At 35.9% G+C, this 17,777-nt stretch carries 17 protein-coding genes; 7 read left to right on the top strand and 10 right to left on the bottom strand.

Annotated features, from left to right (window positions below; translation table 11 throughout):
• From TYM08_RS17785 to TYM08_RS17760, 6 genes are all read right to left on the bottom strand, one after another.
• The gene (locus TYM08_RS17785; protein ID WP_422380493.1) at positions 1–843 is read right to left on the bottom strand and encodes a histone deacetylase; all 843 of its coding nucleotides are present in this window, start codon (positions 841–843) and stop codon (positions 1–3) included.
• A gap of 108 nt (positions 844–951) precedes the next feature.
• Positions 952–2,523: a thrombospondin type 3 repeat-containing protein gene (locus tag TYM08_RS17780; protein ID WP_422380492.1), complete on the bottom strand. Its 1,572-nt coding sequence runs from the start codon at positions 2,521–2,523 to the stop codon at positions 952–954.
• 172 nt (positions 2,524–2,695) lie between these two features.
• On the bottom strand, positions 2,696–3,163 hold the full coding sequence (rlmH, locus tag TYM08_RS17775) for a 23S rRNA (pseudouridine(1915)-N(3))-methyltransferase RlmH (protein WP_422380491.1): 468 nt from the start codon (positions 3,161–3,163) through the stop codon (positions 2,696–2,698).
• A gap of 8 nt (positions 3,164–3,171) precedes the next feature.
• Entirely contained in the window at positions 3,172–3,540 is a 369-nt protein-coding gene (rsfS, locus tag TYM08_RS17770) for a ribosome silencing factor (protein WP_422380490.1), read from the bottom strand.
• 20 nt (positions 3,541–3,560) lie between these two features.
• On the bottom strand, positions 3,561–4,205 hold the full coding sequence (gene nadD, locus TYM08_RS17765; RefSeq protein WP_422380489.1) for a nicotinate (nicotinamide) nucleotide adenylyltransferase: 645 nt from the start codon (positions 4,203–4,205) through the stop codon (positions 3,561–3,563).
• Between the two features lie 5 nt (positions 4,206–4,210).
• Positions 4,211–5,464 carry a glutamate-5-semialdehyde dehydrogenase gene (locus TYM08_RS17760; protein WP_422380488.1) on the bottom strand — a complete coding sequence of 418 codons (1,254 nt, stop codon included), beginning with the start codon at positions 5,462–5,464 and terminating at the stop codon, positions 4,211–4,213.
• Positions 5,465–5,687: 223 nt separating this feature from the next.
• Between TYM08_RS17760 and TYM08_RS17755 the strand changes: the two genes are divergently transcribed.
• A complete protein-coding gene (locus tag TYM08_RS17755) occupies positions 5,688–6,935 on the top strand; it encodes a DedA family protein (protein ID WP_422380487.1) in 1,248 nt (415 codons plus the stop codon).
• 258 nt (positions 6,936–7,193) lie between these two features.
• Here the strand turns inward: TYM08_RS17755 and TYM08_RS17750 are convergent, their stop codons facing one another.
• Positions 7,194–7,916: a hypothetical protein gene (locus TYM08_RS17750; RefSeq protein WP_422380486.1), complete on the bottom strand. Its 723-nt coding sequence runs from the start codon at positions 7,914–7,916 to the stop codon at positions 7,194–7,196.
• A gap of 378 nt (positions 7,917–8,294) precedes the next feature.
• Between TYM08_RS17750 and TYM08_RS17745 the strand changes: the two genes are divergently transcribed.
• Positions 8,295–8,999 carry a glycerophosphodiester phosphodiesterase gene (locus TYM08_RS17745; RefSeq protein ID WP_422380485.1) on the top strand — a complete coding sequence of 235 codons (705 nt, stop codon included), beginning with the start codon at positions 8,295–8,297 and terminating at the stop codon, positions 8,997–8,999.
• Positions 9,000–9,005: 6 nt separating this feature from the next.
• Here TYM08_RS17745 and TYM08_RS17740 read toward each other — a convergent pair whose 3' ends face one another.
• The 3 genes from TYM08_RS17740 to TYM08_RS17730 form a co-directional block, all read right to left on the bottom strand.
• A complete protein-coding gene (locus TYM08_RS17740) occupies positions 9,006–10,136 on the bottom strand; it encodes a cation diffusion facilitator family transporter (RefSeq protein WP_422380484.1) in 1,131 nt (376 codons plus the stop codon).
• Between the two features lie 27 nt (positions 10,137–10,163).
• Positions 10,164–12,011, bottom strand: coding sequence for a beta-ketoacyl synthase (locus TYM08_RS17735; protein ID WP_422380483.1), 1,848 nt, complete (start codon positions 12,009–12,011; stop codon positions 10,164–10,166).
• A 381-nt stretch (positions 12,012–12,392) separates the two neighbouring features.
• Positions 12,393–12,674, bottom strand: a complete 282-nt coding sequence (locus tag TYM08_RS17730) for a DUF1697 domain-containing protein (RefSeq protein ID WP_422380482.1) — start codon at positions 12,672–12,674, stop codon at positions 12,393–12,395.
• Positions 12,675–12,791: 117 nt separating this feature from the next.
• Here TYM08_RS17730 and TYM08_RS17725 point away from each other — a divergent pair, with 117 nt between their 5' ends.
• The 5 genes from TYM08_RS17725 (at position 12,792) to TYM08_RS17705 (ending at position 17,769) form a co-directional block, all read left to right on the top strand.
• Entirely contained in the window at positions 12,792–12,929 is a 138-nt protein-coding gene (locus TYM08_RS17725) for a hypothetical protein (protein ID WP_422380481.1), read from the top strand.
• On the top strand, positions 12,926–13,075 hold the full coding sequence (locus tag TYM08_RS17720) for a LemA family protein (RefSeq protein ID WP_422380480.1): 150 nt from the start codon (positions 12,926–12,928) through the stop codon (positions 13,073–13,075). The genes TYM08_RS17725 and TYM08_RS17720 overlap by 4 nt, the downstream gene beginning before the upstream one ends.
• A gap of 49 nt (positions 13,076–13,124) precedes the next feature.
• A complete protein-coding gene (locus tag TYM08_RS17715) occupies positions 13,125–15,251 on the top strand; it encodes a LemA family protein (protein WP_422380479.1) in 2,127 nt (708 codons plus the stop codon).
• Between the two features lie 525 nt (positions 15,252–15,776).
• The gene (locus TYM08_RS17710; RefSeq protein ID WP_422380478.1) at positions 15,777–16,697 is read left to right on the top strand and encodes a transposase; all 921 of its coding nucleotides are present in this window, start codon (positions 15,777–15,779) and stop codon (positions 16,695–16,697) included.
• 553 nt (positions 16,698–17,250) lie between these two features.
• Positions 17,251–17,769 (top strand): tetratricopeptide repeat protein, encoded by a 519-nt coding sequence (locus TYM08_RS17705; RefSeq protein WP_422380477.1) that lies wholly within the window; start codon positions 17,251–17,253, stop codon positions 17,767–17,769.
• Positions 17,770–17,777: the final 8 nt, after the last annotated feature.

Genomic DNA, 17,777 nt, shown 5'->3' with positions numbered 1-17,777 from the left:
TTAAATTTTATAAATATCCTGCGCCGCTTCTACTACTAATGCGTGTCGTTTTGCTAGTGCCATTCGATCATCGTCATATCCCCCGCCAATTACTGTCGCAACCGGAATGTTAAACTGTTTACATATATCTAATACTAATCGGTCACGATCTTCAATTCCCTTTAAACTGATATTTAATAATCCAAGTGGGTCGTGTTCATAAATATCCACACCAGCATCGTAAAAAATAAAATCCGGTTTAAATGATCGAATGACTGATAATAAATGATGTTCAAGTGTGTCCAAATAAGCTTGATCTTTTAATCCTACGTCTAATCCAATATCTAAATTACTGTGCGCTTTTCTAACGGGAAAATTCTTTTCACAATGCATCGAAAACGTAAAAATGTCGTCGTCATTTTGTAAAATACTGGCAGTGCCATCGCCTTGATGCACATCGCAATCGACAATTAAAACTTTATTAACTTTACCTTGTAAAATGATGGCTCTAGCAGATAACGCTAAGTCATTTAAAATGCAAAAGCCTGAGGCGAAATCATAATTTGCATGATGTGTGCCTCCTGCTAAATGACAGGCAATGCCATGATCTAATGCTAATAACGCAGTTAAAAAAGTACCATTTGGTGAGATGAGCGTTCGGTTAAGCAATCCTTCACTCCAAGGTAAACCCATGCGTCTGACTTCTTGTTTGGATTGAAGGTTATTGATGAATCGATGTAAATAGTCAGGGCAGTGAGCCAGTTGTAAAAAATCCAAACGCGCTTTACCAGGGCGAAATGTATTGCTGGGTGTCACTATATTTTTTTCTGTGAGATATTGATTGAGCAGTTTGAATTTTTCCATGGGAAAACGATGTTTGCCAGGAAAGTCAAAACTGTATTGTGGATGAGTCACTATGGGAAGCATGAATGTTTAAATTTCAAAAAAGACAGCAAACCCATATTAACCAAATTAATTTAAAATAGACATAGCACTTGGAAACTCATGTTTCACAATCGTGCCATGATCAAACAATGCCCGATACATGTCACAGCGGTAAGGCTCTAAAGAATCATCACATAAATTCCGCTCATTTCTCATGTCGTGTATTTGAACGTTTAACGTTGGAAATGCTTTAAGCGCCAGAGATTCATAAACTTCTATTTGCTCGCGTGTATCATAAAGGGTTTCATTGCTATGACATAAGCCACAAAGTGTGCCTGTTTGAGTCTCATTTCTTATATGATTAAATGCAGTGCCATAATCAATATTTTGTTCAATGGGAAAATATAATTCCCCTTTAATGGATCGTTGATCACTTGTCAGTTCACTTAACTCTAAAATTGGCTGGGGATTTTGCGAATCTAAATCCATGACAATGGATAAATAAAGCCTATAACTAAAGTTAATAAATACTCTAGGGCTTCTTGAATTTAGCGCAGGTTGAGCACTTACCGGGCTCTCTGTTGCATTTATTTTTAGAGGTCTTGGCAGCGCCTGAACAAAACAAGATAACGATAGGGGCTTAGGCATCGCGTTAATGAAATCCACTACTGTATTAATGTTGGATAATTTGATGTCGGGTGTGGCGCAATCATTTGATCGAATACTGGGCACATCTGGGTCAAAAGGATCCGAATCTGTAATATCATTCACGCCATCGTTATCGTCATCTAGATCTTCGTTATCACCTAAAGTGTCATTATCGTGATCGGCCCATTCAGCTACATTGGCTGGAAAAAGATCTTCAAAATCTAAATAACCGTCGTTATCGTCATCCAAATCTTCATTATTACCCACGCCATCTTGATCGGTATCGATGTGTTCGTTTGGATCAAACGGCATTTGGTCTAAATGGTTAAGATAGGTGTCGTTATCATCGTCGCCATCTAATCCCATGTCGATTGCGATTTGCGCATTTTCTAAGTGCGATCCGTTTTCAAGACCGTCACCGTCCACGTCTCTATCTGAATTATTCCCCACCCCATCGTTGTCGCTATCTAAATATTCATTAGGGTTAGCGGGAAAACGATCGTAAATATCCAGATGTAAATCATTATCATCATCGTCATCTTGCCCGTTTGGAATGGAATCATTGTCAAAATCAAACGCTTCTAATTTGTTGTATGGGTATAAATCTTTGTCATTGGGGATCAAATCGCCATCAATATCTAAATCGGAATTATCACCGATGCCATCGCCATCTAAATCACTCCATTCATTTGGATTGTTTGGAAATAGATCATCCTCATCTAAGTAACCATCATTATCGCTATCAATGAATAAAGTGATGCAATCACAATGTTTAGAATAATTAGGATCGCTCATATCAACATCATTCCAGCGCTCAACATTGGTTGGATAGAAATCCGCTACATTGGCTATGTTGTCACCATCAATATCAGGATCAATTGCATCAGCAATGCCATCATTGTCTAAATCCTGAATAGTGATAATTGATGTGTCAGTGGTTTGATTAATAGACTCTGATTGCTGACAAGCAACTAAGATTAATAAAGATAATAAATACAAAAGTGGATGCATATTTGTGCCATTGAATGTGTTTTACATAACATTAACAAAATGAAAACAAAGAGGTATGGCTCAAAGTGGGTAGTTTTTGGATGGTGATTTCATCCTGTGATGGATTTAACACCCTGTGAGATTAAAATCTGTTGAACGTGCAGAATGTAAAAGGAGGTTAACTTAAATTCTGTTATTTATGATAAGGATGATTGTTCAAGACTGACCATGCTCGATACACTTGTTCGGCCAATAGGACACGCACAAGCGGATGGGGGAGGGTTAAGTTGGATATTGACCACGAACGGTTTGCACGTTCAATACAAGGCTTAGCAAGTCCGTCTGGCCCACCAATTAATAGTGTGATGTTAAAACCATCATCACGCCATGTTCTGATATTGGTCGCCAGAGTTTCTGTCGACCAATTTTTAGCGTTTATTTCTAGCGCCACAACAAAATCTTTGTCGTTAATGGCGTCCATCATCGCTTTGCCTTCTTTGTCGATGGCGGTTTGAATGGATGTGTTTTTACCGCGATGCCCAACTGGAATCTCCACAAATTTTAACTGGAAATCTTTAGGCAGGCGTTTACTGTATTCTAAAATACCCGTTTGAACCCAATCGGGCATTTTAGTGCCTACGGCAATCACGGTAATTAACATTGTATCAATTACTCTTCGTTGTACATTTCATCATCAGATGAAGGGCGAGCGCCCATCCACAAGCGTTCTAAGTCGTAATATTTACGAGAATCAGGCATAAAAGCATGTAAAATAACATCGCCAAAATCAATCAATACCCAATCAGATGCAGCAGAACCTTCTTTTGATTGAACATCAAAGCCTGCTTTTTTTACATCTACCGCAGCATTATCAACTAATGCGCGTAAGTGTCGGGTGGAAGTACCTGATGCAATGATCATGTAATCCGCAATGTTTGTTTTTTCACTGACATCAATTGTGACGATATCTTGCGCCTTAATGTCTTCTAGAGACTTAATGATGGTTGTTTTTAGTTGTTCAATTTGTGCAAAAGCCATGTTTTCTCCGGCGAGATCGCCTATTTGTATAATTTGTTTTCGTTTAAATAATTAAAGATGACGGCGGGTAATAAAACTTGGCTGTCTTCTATATTTTCTCTTATGTGACTGCTGTTGATATCAACACAGTCCATTTCAATTTGGCCGATATAACCAAACTGGGTGTTGTGAATTTTGTGTTTGAAGTCTAGAGTGTCTAGCCAATTTTTTTGCCAGTCACTTGGTAAACTTTCTTTTAAATCATTATTTTTTTGATCGCCATTTCGTTTTACAACGGCAATGTGGCAGTAATTTAAAATATCTTGCCAGTGTTTCCATTTTTTAATATTTAAAATGGAATCTTCACCCATCATAAAAACAATGGGTTGCTTAATGCTATTTTGTAAATGTTTCAAGGTATCAATACTGTAGTTAGTGCCATTTTGTTTGATTTCAAAATCGTCCACTATCGTATTTACTTCGCTGTCGTCATTTAGCTGTTTTGCTATTAATTCAAGCATAGACAGTCTGTGTTTGCTGTCTAATGCTTGATGGGATTTGAGCGCTTGTTGATAACAAGGCAAAATCCGAATCGTTTCTGGTGATAACTGATCCGCGCATTGCTGAAGCATTTGAAAATGCCCAAGATGAAACGGATCAAAACTGCCACCAAATACAACTTGCATACTATTTATGTGCGGATATGACCGTCGCCAAATACTACGTATTTTTGCGAGGTTAATCCTTCTAAACCAACAGGGCCACGTGCGTGGATTTTGTCAGTCGATATACCAATTTCAGCGCCTAAACCGTATTCAAAACCATCAGCAAATCGGGTTGATGCGTTAATCATTACGCTGCTTGAATCCACCGCCGCTAAAAACTGACGTGCTTTGGTGTAATTTTCAGTCACAATGTTATCGGTATGGTGCGAACCGTAGTGGTTAATATGCACAATCGCATCTTCCATTGAGTCGACAACTTTAATTGATAAAATAGGCGCTAAGTATTCTTCGTTCCAATCCGCTTCAGTGGCAGCAACACAATCAATATACAGTGCTGTTTTTTCACAGCCGCGTAATTCAACGCCTTTTTCAGCGAATTTTGCTGCTAAAACTGGCAACATAATATCGGCAACGCCGTCATTAATTAGCAATGTTTCCATTGCGTTACATACTCCATAACGGTGGGTTTTAGAGTTGATGGCAATATCAATCGCTTTTTTAGGATCCGCTTCATCATCAATATACACATGACAAATACCATCTAAATGCTTAATGACAGGCACGCGTGCATCTTTAGATATACGCTCAATCAAACTTTTGCCGCCACGAGGCACAATTACATCAACGTATTTGTCCATGGTGATTAATTCCCCAACGCAAGCACGGTCTGTGGTTTCAATTACTTGAACAGCATTTTCATTTAAATGAGTTTGTTGTAAAGCTTCTTTAATACACTGCGCAAGCGCTTGGTTTGAAGCAATAGCTTCGCTTCCGCCGCGTAAAATCGTTGCATTACCTGATTTAATACATAGGCTAGCCGCTTCAATTGTCACGTTTGGACGCGACTCATAAATAATACCAATTACACCTAATGGCACGCGCATTTTACCAAGTTGAATACCACTTGGGCGAAAACTCATATCAGTGATTTCTCCAATAGGATCAGCAAGGGCTGCAACTTGTTTTAAACCCTCAATCATTTGATCAAGGTTGGCGTCAGTAAATTCAAGACGATCAATCATTGCATCAGATAGGCCGTTTGCACGTCCGCGTACCAAATCTTCTTGGTTTTTCGCTTTTAAATCTTCGCGTTGTGCATTTATGCGTTCTGCTATGGCCAATAAAGCTGCATTTTTTTGCGCAGCAGTTACCGTTGCCATTTGACGAGAAGCGTGACGAGCGTTTTGCCCAACCTCTTGCATGTATGCGTGAATATCCATGTGACCCCTTGTTATTAATGATTAATTTACATAATTTCTAACGCTGATTTTTGTACAAATTTCTATTAATAGAGTTATACAAAAGCAGCAATGTTAAGTGATTAATACTTAAAAATTAAAAAACTGTGCATTATACGCTCTTTTGCCAAGATAAGGTGCTTTCTTTAACAAAAAATAGCGTTACACTGAGGTTCTTTTAAATAATTAAAGCCATTTTTTAAATATGGAATCGATCTTATATTTTTTAGGGCAATACCCTGTACTATTATGTTTGGCAATTATGCTCAGTGCATTAGCCGAAACCATCGTGGGAATAGGGATGTTTGTGCCCAGTTTTCTCATCATGGTTACCCTAACCACATCCGCTGCAATGGTAGGTGTTCCGTTTGTTTGGGTAATAGTCAGTGCGATGACAGGAGCCTATGCAGGTGACTGTTTTGGTTATTGTTTAGGACGATATTTTTCAAGCTCAATTCAAACCAGTCGATTATTTGCCAAGCGTCAAAAGTGGTTTACAAAAGTGCAACACCGATACGAAAACCAGGGTTTGTTTTTTATTGTAATCGCACGCTTTTTTGGGCCGTTACGTTGTATCGTGCCATTTATTTCTGGCAGTTTGCGAATTCATCCAAGATTATTTTTACCGTTAGCTTTTTTTGCCGTGTTAGCTTGGGCGCCGTTTTATACATTACCAGGTTACGTGGCAGGCCAAACTGAGCAATGGCTTACCAAAGCTGAAATTAACGCTTATATTTTAAATATCAATGTTCTGTATTTAATTTTAAGTGTGTTATGTATTTGGCTGATTTACCTATTAGCATTTGCGATTGTTAATAAAATGGAAAAATGGTTTAAACAAGAATCTAAAACGCCTAATTATCGGCCTATTATTTTTACACTTGTCACACTAAGTATTCTTTGGGCGCTTAATTCTCAAAATAGCCAGCAATCAAATATCCAAATTACCAATTGGTTTACTCAACTACCCTTTAGCCAAACAGACTTAATCATGCAAACTAATGCACTTTGGTTATTGTTGATTACAAGTTCAATCTGGTTATGTATTTTGCGAGCCTACGTTGGGGTGGTGATATTAGTTACAACGATGCTCGGGTTGTGGATAAATACTTATGTAGAACCTATTTATAGTTTGCAGATTTTTGCATTAAATATTTGGTTGCTTGTTTTGATAACCTGTAGCACAAAATATAACAACTCAGCATTTAGGCGTTCAATGATGGGGATTGGTTGTATAACATTGTTTTTATTGGGCGTTATTGCGGTAATGGATAGCAAGATGACGTTTTTCTATATGATGATGATTTTATTGGTTTCACTTTGGGTCAATCATTTACACCGATTTGTGAAATTAAAAGTCGAAATGACAAAGGAGGTCAAAAATCTTCCTAAAACAGCGCATTTAATCATGTTGGTTTGGTTGGCAATTGGATTGATTTCTGGTTACTTATAATTTCTGGTTACTCATAATAGTTATCATATGCATTAAAGCGTGGTTTTTAAAAATGAAGGCTGTGACCAGTAGGTATCGGCCTAAATAAATATCAAGTTTTTACTGATGAATATTTATTAGATTAAGAAAAACTTTTTGAATTCAAGCTATTGCATATTCAACAACACAAATTTTAAACAAAGCATTCTTCGCAAAATATTAAATGCTCAGCCACAAAAAAGGCCCATAATCGGGCCCATAAAAAATCAAAAATGAAACTTACATGCTTAATCTTTCTATAAATGCATTCCAGTAATCTGCTTTTTCAGAATCGTTGTCGATTATGTTTGAACCACCATGCACTAATATGCCGCTTGGTTTGCCCAGTAAATTCATTTTATGAGAGTCATCAGCTTGAATATAAGCAGAAATACTCGCTTCAATATCCACAAGCTCTGTAGAGGCCATTGAAAATCCATTTTGATTTAAAGGAGATACTCCGTGACATTCCATACATGGTTCTTGAGTCGAACTATTAATTATATTAGCAAGAACATAATCGGTAACCTCGGCATCAGTACCAACAGATGCAGGAGGGTTCTCAGCTGCAATATAGTTTACTAATTCATTCCAGTCTGATTTTTGTTCTGAAAATTGCTCAGCGGATAAGATATTACCGCCAGCATGGCCTAATTCACCCAATGGTTTTTGCTTAAGAATTGTCACATGAAGAGGGTTGTTTAATAAAATATACGCTTTAATGCCTTTTGCAACATCAGCTCCTGAGGTGCTATCAAAAGTTAAGCGAGATACTTTTCCTAACGTAGAATCATCATCATGGCAGCCGCTACAATCTAATGCCGTAATAACATCAATAGCAACATTATCACGTAAACGTTCATAATCGGATCGATTATCAGGGGTGGGATCAATTTCAGGTTCACAAGCCACAAATGCGGTGGCGCAAAGTAAAAAACAAGCGCTGGTAAGTATATGTTTCATCGGTATCTCCGGTTGGTCATTTGATTTGATACTGTTTTTTAACTCAACGGCCTTAAGGCAGAGTGTTTCGCGACTTTGTGTGGCGAGCATTAACAAAAAACAATTCATTAAAGGGTCAAAAATTTATGTTTCTAGGGCAAAACTAAACTATGCTTTATTCCAAAAACTGCATAAGGGATCTCTGCCTAACTAAGTTTTCAACGAGGCTGAAAATTAACTTCGTTATTCAGATGTTCCTATTAGAACCGTCCAATTATAATTTGAAACTCAAAATTATATATGTGGTCAAACGCACAACTAAACAAATCTAATGGATAAATATTTCATTTTTGATGTCTCGATTTCTATAATTGATACATTCTACCACCGGTAAAGTTTATGCAATCCATTTTTGCCCATCGAGGCGTATCAAGCCTAGCGATTGAAAACAGCGAACAAGCCATACAATTATGCGCCCAATATGGTCTTAAAGCTGTTGAAGTAGACGTTCAATTATTGGCTGATAATACAGCAGTTATATTTCACGACGCGGATTTTAAACGCCTAGCTCAAATAGATCGTCAATTGAAAACCCTAACCCTGCAAGAACTTGATGCAATTACATTAAAAATGCCACATAAAGACAATCAATCGGTTTTAACATTATCAGAATTAATAGACATCATTAAACGCTTAGATTTAGTTGTAAACATAGAGTTAAAACGTTTTGGGCAAAGCTGTGATGCTTATGTTCAAAATATAGTTCAGCCGCTTATAAAAGAATTACCCATCAACAAGTTACTCTTTTCAAGTTTTGATTTTGAGTTACTAGAAGCCATCAGAGCGTATTGCACCCATAGCAAAATTGCCGTGTTGTCAGATCATTTTGATGAACAGGTATTGGCATTTATCCAAAAAATATCGGCACAAGCCTGCCATTTAAAAGATGCTATTTTGAATATTGAAGATATAAAAAACTTTAAAGCACATGGTTTTTTTGTGGGGGCGTTTACAGTCAATGACAACAAACGTTACCAGCAATTAATGCAAGCGGGAGTCGATTACGTATTTAGCGATGTGCCACATCTATTATCAATGGAATGAAAAATTCTAATTTGAATCAGAAACCAAATTACTCGCATCGATATATTTATAAAATTGCACATCAGAAATAAAATCAAAATCTTTAACTAATGCTTGGCATTGCCTAATCACTTCGTGATCTTCTTCTAATAAATAAAAATGAATTTCAATCGTTTGTTTAGGGGAGTAATGTAAATGAAAGTGATGAATGTTTTTAATATTCTGACGAATAATAATATCTTCCACCTTATTTCGAAGCGGCGCTAATTTTGTAAACGTTACGTCTTTTTCATAATCAACATGAATCGTGATGTCATGTAATTCTTTATGTTTGTTTTTTAATTCAAAACATACCCAGTCAGAGATCTGATGACCTTCGCTAACTGAGACTTTTGGTGGTACCTGAATATGAGCATCTAATACAATGTGATTTGCCATGTGGCGGGTGCGTAATTGGTGGACATCTATCACGCCGTTTACAGCTAAGATGGTTGTTTTAAAATCAGATTGTAATGATAAATCCACCGCTTTATCTGCAAGTTCTTGCAGTGCTTGCCAAAATAAATTAATGGCCATCTTAGCAATAATCAACGCAACAATTATGGCAGTAATGGGTTCAGCAAATGGCACACCCATAAAATTAAGTAAAATACCAAGTAACACAACCAAAGAGGACAAAGAGTCGGAACGCGAGTGCCATGCATTTGCTTTAAGCATGGTTGAATTAGTTTCTACGGCTATTTTCATAGTGTAATGAAATAACCATTCTTTACCCACTAAAGAAATAACCACAACAATTAAAGCAAGAGCTGATGCTTCATGTAATGCTTTAGGATTAATAATGCCTGCAATGTTTTCAATAAAAATTAAACCTGCAACAGTTAATAAAACGACACCTAAAATAGCGGTGGCAATTGTTTCAAAGCGTTGATGTCCATAAGGATGATCATCATCGGGCGCTTTTCCAGAGATGCGTGCCACCCACAAAATTAATACATCAGTTATTAAATCACTGGTGGAATGAAACCCATCAGCAATCAATGCTGGAGATTGAACAAGAAACCCCACGCCCACTTTTAAAATGGATAAAACAAAATCAATGACAGTACCAATAATGGTCGCCACGGTGATTTTTTTTTGTCTCAGTTCAGTTTCCATCTTACCCACTCTTTAGTAACAAATGATTCAAGAATAATCACTATACGGATTATGAGTATTAAATCGAATTTGATTTGTAAATTCAGACAAACTAATACCCTCTTGAGTGATCAATACATCAGTTTCAGACATGACAGACTGGCCAAATTCATAAATGGGTGCTGCAATGCCTGCAATTTTATCTGTGTCATATTGTTTTGATTTAGCAAGCACGTTTAGGTTTTTGTCGCTGTATTGACCAATAGCAACATCGCCATATTTTTTAGCAAGCATTGTTAATGTTTGGTTAGGTGACAACAATAAAGCCGTAGCGTTATTACCGCCAAAACCTTTCGAGTTAACCACACAAGCTGGATACTCATCCACATTAACCTGTTTGTGTTCCATCAAAATATCTAAGTTTGATTGATGCACATCTCCGGCAATATGATCAATGGATTCAATGCCAGGTAAAATACCATACTGCCAAGCACCTAATGTTGCCATAATTTGATCGCCCGCCGCCGCACCTAATGAGTGTCCAACATAAGATTTAATCGCACAAACTGGCCAGCTTTCAATTTCAAAAGTTTTGGCCACTTCATTTAAAATATGCGATTCAGTTACTCGGTTTTGCGGCGTACCTGTGCCATGTGCTTGTACAAATGTTTTAGACGCGTCGCCAACAATTTGTTTAGCAAGCGCACAAGCTTTTGCGACAGTCACATAATTACCAATGCCCGGTGCTGAAATCGATTTTTTATTGGCGTCAGCGTTAACAAATACATCCGCAACCGAACCTAAAATATTCGCGCCTAATTTGATTGCTAGCTCGTCATCCATCAACACAACAAACTGCGCCGACTCCGCCATAGTAAAGCCAGCATTGGTAGAAAAAGGACGACAGGCACGACGATTGTTGCAAGTGTCACTGTCATCTAATTTTGCAATTTGATCATCTTCAGCAAGCGCACTCATGGCACGAAACCCTTCCATTAATTCAGGTACTAACGCAGCTTCTGCATTGCCCACAATTGCCACTTTCGCTTGGCCAGACTGAATGTCCATCATACCTTGGCGCAAGTTATACAAAAACGACGCACATGCGCCCATGTTTGTACCAGTACTACCAACAGAATTAATAATATAACTATTAATAAAATCAGCAGGCATTTCTGCTAAAGATAATGCCATTTGTTTAGAGCTGACACGACCGCCCATTAATTGCGCTTGTAGCTGACCTTTTAAACTTGAGTCATCAACTTGAGCCAACGCACTGCCGGCATAAGTTGAAATCTGATCAGGATTGATGTGTTCTAAAATATCTTTCCAATCAATACCTAACGACAAAATCGCATCACTGGCAGCTTGCACGGTCATTTGCAAACCACGAGGATGATTCAAAGACTTATAACCAGCACCTGGATTATAACCAGATGGTAATTGACCACCTGAAGATACCTTAGATTTATAAGTGTCCGGAATCATAACTTCTAATTTACCCGTCACTAACACTTCAGATTCTTTTGCATTTAACTCAGTTACCTGCCAATGATCTGGAATAAACTTAGGCAATTGATTGGTTTTACAGGTAAACGTCATGCCCTCTTGATAAGGCGTCAACTGTGCTTTTTTCTGCGAATAAATATGATCCACATCAAATAAATCCTTACCGATTTTACGAACCAGCGTGCCTTGCTCAATTGAAGCAACTAATTCATCCGTCAAACCTTGCGTTGCATCCAAGCCCATCAACTGAGCCAAATCTAAATAAGTGTCCTGTTTGTCTGCAATATCCAAAGCAGAACTAACAATACGCTTAAACGCATGATGAAACGAAGAACGACCAGCACTGCTGATCCCACCTAAACTGACAATAACCGGTAAAGTAGACACAATAAAACAACCTAGAACAAAATAAAGCGCGCAGTTTATATGACCTTTTTGTACAAGTCTTGGATGATATGGCCAAAAATAGGGGGGATGTTGCCAAGGCTACAAAAAAGGCCTGAGGTTTTGATAGTGGGGGATTTAGGGGGAGGGTAAATAAGCGAGCTTTTGAGTTTTGAGGTATTAGAGCGTATTTATGCGTACCGCACTGTCATGTTGTTTTTATTACCGCAATTGTGGTGCGCTTCACTTAGTTTGCGTTGGATAAAAAAAAGCCAATCTTTTTGGGAGTGGCCTAGGTTTTATTTTCGGTGTTGTGGTTAGTGTTCTTTGATTTATATAATTTTAAAGCCAGTTAACACAAGCTTTTCAAGCTTATTGTGTGTGTCAGGGTAAGCCATCAGCAGTAAACGGACAGTTTTGAATGCTGGTTAATAATTGCGCTTTAGATAAAATCATTACATCGGGACAAAAGCCAAATTCTGCTTCAATGATTTTCCCCATATCTAATTGATAATGTTCACAGTCAAATACCACATTTCCAGACTGAATATACGTTTGAATATTGTGTAAACCATGTTGAGTTAATAACGTTTTTAAATCTTTCATGGGCAGTTTGTTTTTACCACCTACGTTGATGCCACGTAAAAGAGCGATGGTTGTATTCATGATGGAGATCTCTTAGCTATTCGATGAATTAACTATATGTCATACTTAATTTTTTTAACAATTATAATTTTATGAAACACACAGATTTACGAAAAAGAGTTTATCCCGGCACTTGCGTTGTTATTTTTAGTGATTAGTGGCATTTTATTAACTGGCGGAATGAATTCTGTAAAAAATACGCGTTATTTATCACGTTTACAGGTTGTGCCTATTGGTGTGGCAACTCAAGGTGATTATTTATTCGAGACTTCATGAATCCTCAAAAAGACATGGAAAACGAAATTAGCTTAATACGAGAAGAGCATAACGACTCAGTGAATAAATACAACGAACGCAAACAGACCTTTCCAGACAGAATATTAGCAAAACGATTTGGTTTTACTAAAAAGCGATATGTATAGTGAATATTATTTTATGAGACACATAGATTTTCGAAAAATAGCTTACATAGTGGCTACACTTTTTTTATTGATTGGTGGCACCATATTATTAAATATAGGCATGTCTCAAATGAAAGAGATGCGCGATTTTTATAATTTAAAGATTGCACCTATCGGCATTATGGTAAAGGGTGATTATTTAGTCTATGGAATCGCTGAATCACTTGAGAGTACACTCATAACGCCAATTTTTGATAAACAGGTGTTGATGTATGACTATAAAATAGAAAAAAGTTATAAAAACTTAATCGATGACAAAATACAATGGAAAACAATTATTCATAAATTTGATATGGTTGATTTTAATCTAGCAGATACAAGTGGAAAAGTACGCGTCAGATTAAAATATCAAGATTCGAGTAATATCGATTATGTTCATGAAAAAGTAATATTTGAAGATGAAAATCGACACACTCTAAGGTGGATAGAGAGTGCTGATGAATTTTATCTGTATGGAAATAAACCAAATGAGAATTCAAATACTTTTATTCTTTCTCCCAGTATAGATACGCCTTATTTTATAAAAAAAAATAATCAGGAGTTATCTTTAAGGGGTGAAAAAGGTCTTATAAATATATGGCTGGCAATAACCCTTATAACAATTGCGGTAATCATTTTATTTCTAATTTTAAAAAAGCATAAGATAATCGAATTTATGGCTATATTAGCACTTGTACAAATAGTGTTACTGACGGTTATAGGTGGCGCTTTAATTAAACGAGATATATCTCAAATAACTGATAATGTGCATCAGCAAAATATAAACTTTAAAATATTAGATGGAACAAAAAGTGGACAAGTATTTATCGAAGAATATTACCAACAATTGTATAGCAACGCCGATTATCAACTAAATAAATTTCCAAATAATATTGTTACTTTTCTTAGTTTTACTAAATTACCTGATGCAAGCTTTGACATACTTCCTAATAATATAGGTAATATTTATCTAAAACATGATTATATGATTGCTGTGTTAGGTATTATAACTCTATTACTGATTGCCTTTCTTAAGGTTGGGCTAAAACTTACGATTGCTAAAAGATCGATGGAAAATATACCAACCAGTAAAGTGAAAGGTGCAATGGTCGGTTTAAGTGAAATTAAAGGGACGGTGATTGAATATCAAAATCAAGGACTGATATCTCCTTTAACTTCAAGAAAATGTTGTTGGTATGATTATAAGGTCGAAGGCCGTCAAGATGAAGGTGACAATGAAAGTCCTTGGGTAACTTTTGAGCACAAAAAGGAGAAAAAATTATTTAAGTGTACGGATGAATCTGGATGCGAAATAATCATAAACCCGTCAAAAGCAGATGTATCAATCGAATATTCCATTGTGAAAGTAAAAGGAGGTCGTCGATACACAGAAACGTGCATATCATTTAATCAATCTATTTATTTATTTGGGTATTTAAGTGTTGGTTATTCAAGTGGCCAATTGATGATGAAATCTGAAATAGATCAGCCACTCATTATCAGTAATTATAGTGATAAAAGTATAGTTTTAAAAAAAGGATTGATTGCCATGAGTATGATGGGCGGAGTATTTTCACTATCTATATTATTCGGTTTAATATGTATGGCAATAACAGGTTCATTTGATCCTGGTAATTACCTATTGAGTGCGATGTTTATACTTTTCTCTCTATCGGGTATTGTCGGTATTTTACACTATAACGATATATTATTTTTACGTAATAGAGTTAATAGAAATTTTACTAATATTCAAGTCTCTTTGAAAAAACGCTACGATTTATTAGGCAATATTCAAAATATCGTAAAAGGGTACGTGAAACACGAGCATGAATTACTACAGACTTTATCAATATTACGCTCAAACTTTAACAAGGTTTTAAAGGAAGGTAACGCAACTCCTAATCGAGTAAAAAAAATACTCAAACAATATTTGGAGTTTAATAAAATATTTGATGTAATTTCAGAAGAATATCCAGAATTAAAAAGTGATGAATTAATTCGTGACTTTATATATAGACAATCTGATGTGGAAAATGAAATTAGTCTCATTTGTGAAGGGTATAACGATTCGATAAATCACTATAATACACGTATTCAATCTTTCCCTGATGTTGTATTGGCGAAGGTATTCGGATTTTCTAAAAAAACAAATATATAAAGAAGAATTACATATATTTACTGCAACAAATTGCATGATTTCATCACCAAACCTATCAAGACACACTGAATAAGCAACAAAACGTCACAAAACTAGCGACTAACTACATAGACAACTACATAGACACACAACCTAAGCAACAAAACGTCACAAAAATAAAATAGCGATTTCACAAAAAAAACCTATCAAGACACACTGAATAAGCAACAAAACGTCACAAAACTAGGAGAGCGAAATCACCGTCTTAAACTATTCTTTAAAAATACAACTACATAGACACACAACCTAAGCAACAAAACGTCACAAAAATACAACTACATAGACACACAACCTAAGCAACAAAACGTCACAAAAATAAAATAGCGATTTTACCTCCATAAACTATTATTTAATTAATTAAAAATAATTAAAGAAATGATTGTCTACAGGAGGTTTTTTATGCCAATCGCCAGAAAGAAACTCGTATCTATTGAGGCTACACCATACTATCATTTGGTAAGTCGTTGTTGCAGGCGATGCTTTATCTTGGGTAAAGATTCCGTCACTAAAAAGGATTATTCACACAGGCAAGAATGGATTGAAAATCGTTTAGAAGAATTGCCAACGATCTTTAATATAAAAATAGCATCCTATGCGATTATGTCAAATCATTTCCATTTAGTTGTGTTTGTAGATCTTGATGCTTCTAAAAACCTGAGCGATCTTCAGGTAATCGAACGCTGGCATAAGGTTTACAAAGGCACAGTGTTAACTCAAAAATACGTCAAAGGTGAGCTTTTATCAGAAATTGAAATGAATTTAGTACAAGAGCGTGCCGATGAATATCGTAGCCGTTTAATGGATTTGGGTTGGTTTATGAAATGTATTAATGAGCCGTTAGCGCGCATTGCTAATCAAGAAGACAATTGCACAGGTAAATTTTGGGAGGGGCGTTTTAAGTCTCAAGCATTACTTGATGAAAAAGCATTATTGGCCTGCATGGCTTATGTGGATTTAAATCCGGTGAGAGCTAAAATGGCAAAAACACCGGAGAAATCGGCGCATACCAGTATTAAAAAACGCATCGAACAATCTTTAAAAAGCGATAAACCTAATAATCAAAAAGAACAGGTTGATAGTTTAATGAATTTTGCAGGCTGGGCTAGAAAAGATATGCCAAAAGGGATTCCTTGCCGATTAACCACTTATATTGAATTGGTGGAATGGACAGGTCGACAATCACGAAAAGGAAAATTAGGTAAAATTGATTCCGATATTCCTGAGTTGATGACAAGGTTAAATATAGATCCCGTGAAATGGATGCATATCACATCGAGCTTTGAATCAAGCTTTAAAGGTATTGTGGGTGAGTCTTTATCTATAATAGATACCGTGAAAAACTTTGGCCGCGAACGCGCATTAAATGTATCAAATTGTTTGTATTATTTTGGTAAGCCAAATAAATAGATAATAATATCTCCGTTTTAATATCAAAAGACTAATTCGTCGAATTAGAAAATCCGCACGTCTTAAAAACAGCAAACTTACGTTGGTTTCAGAATATCAAATATCTTATCCATAAATAAGTTGAATTTATTGAAAACTCAGGATTAATATTGAGGATGTGATTTGCTAATAGCGTGAATTTTTAAGTCAGGAATTTTTAAGTCAGTGTGTCTTGGTAGTTTTTTTGGTAGTTTTCTTGATTTAAAAATCGCCTTTTTCTAGTTATTCTAATTATTACTTTGGTTTTCTAGGGTAAAATCCATAAATTTGAAAAAATATTATATTGATATGCAGTATTAGGTTTTTACTTGGTTAGAATTTGATTATCTTGTGTGTCTAAGTTGTGGTGTCTAAGTTGTGGTGATTCTAATTATTACTTTGGTTTTCTAGGGTAAAATCCATAAATTTGAAAAAATATTATATTGATATGCAGTATTAGGTTTTTACTTGGTTAGAATTTGATTATCTTGTGTGTCTAAGTTGTGGTGTTTGTCTAAGTTGTGGTGTTTAAGTTGTGGTGTTTGATAATGACTTGGCGTTTATGTATGTGTCGATTAATAAAAATAAAAAAGCATTACCTTTATATATTAAGTCAATGAAAGGTTATGAAAATACCTTGGGTGATGATCATGTAATTACCGCTAGTGTATATAATAATTTGGGTGAGTTATATCGATTAATTAAGCAGTATGATAATGCATTTCCTCTGATTGAAAAGGCAATAAATATAAGAGAATTAGAGGGTGGCGCGAATCCTATAGATCTTGCGTATTCATATAATACAATGGGTGTATATTACACAGATATAAAGAATTATGTTAAAGCGTTGGACTATTTAAATAAAGCACTAAATATTTTAAATTCAACTTTAGGCGAGAATCATGTAAATACTAAGGGAGCTAAAACTAATATAGAATTCTTATATTCACTAATGAATAGTGAGTCTAATAACAGTATCAAGAAAATAAAAATAGGTAGAAATGATTCGTGTCATTGTGGAAGTGGGAAAAAATATAAAATGTGTTGCGTATAAAAAACCGA

The organism is Marinicellulosiphila megalodicopiae, from assembly GCF_045862395.1.
GTDB classification, from domain to species: domain Bacteria; phylum Pseudomonadota; class Gammaproteobacteria; order Pseudomonadales; family Natronospirillaceae; genus Marinicellulosiphila; species Marinicellulosiphila megalodicopiae.
This window is presented reverse-complemented; position numbering and strand designations above follow the sequence as displayed.

What these genes read in the sequence shown, in the direction of transcription:
- TYM08_RS17785 (WP_422380493.1), bottom strand. Translation starts at nt 843, where the DNA reads ATGGAAAAATTCAAACTGCTCAATCAATATCTCACAGAAAAAAATATA.
- TYM08_RS17780 (WP_422380492.1), bottom strand. Translation starts at nt 2,523, where the DNA reads ATGCATCCACTTTTGTATTTATTATCTTTATTAATCTTAGTTGCTTGT.
- rlmH (WP_422380491.1), bottom strand. Translation starts at nt 3,163, where the DNA reads ATGTTAATTACCGTGATTGCCGTAGGCACTAAAATGCCCGATTGGGTT.
- rsfS (WP_422380490.1), bottom strand. Translation starts at nt 3,540, where the DNA reads ATGGCTTTTGCACAAATTGAACAACTAAAAACAACCATCATTAAGTCT.
- nadD (WP_422380489.1), bottom strand. Translation starts at nt 4,205, where the DNA reads ATGCAAGTTGTATTTGGTGGCAGTTTTGATCCGTTTCATCTTGGGCAT.
- TYM08_RS17760 (WP_422380488.1), bottom strand. Translation starts at nt 5,464, where the DNA reads ATGGATATTCACGCATACATGCAAGAGGTTGGGCAAAACGCTCGTCAC.
- TYM08_RS17755 (WP_422380487.1), top strand. Translation starts at nt 5,688, where the DNA reads ATGGAATCGATCTTATATTTTTTAGGGCAATACCCTGTACTATTATGT.
- TYM08_RS17750 (WP_422380486.1), bottom strand. Translation starts at nt 7,916, where the DNA reads ATGAAACATATACTTACCAGCGCTTGTTTTTTACTTTGCGCCACCGCA.
- TYM08_RS17745 (WP_422380485.1), top strand. Translation starts at nt 8,295, where the DNA reads ATGCAATCCATTTTTGCCCATCGAGGCGTATCAAGCCTAGCGATTGAA.
- TYM08_RS17740 (WP_422380484.1), bottom strand. Translation starts at nt 10,136, where the DNA reads ATGGAAACTGAACTGAGACAAAAAAAAATCACCGTGGCGACCATTATT.
- TYM08_RS17730 (WP_422380482.1), bottom strand. Translation starts at nt 12,674, where the DNA reads ATGAATACAACCATCGCTCTTTTACGTGGCATCAACGTAGGTGGTAAA.
- TYM08_RS17720 (WP_422380480.1), top strand. Translation starts at nt 12,926, where the DNA reads ATGAATCCTCAAAAAGACATGGAAAACGAAATTAGCTTAATACGAGAA.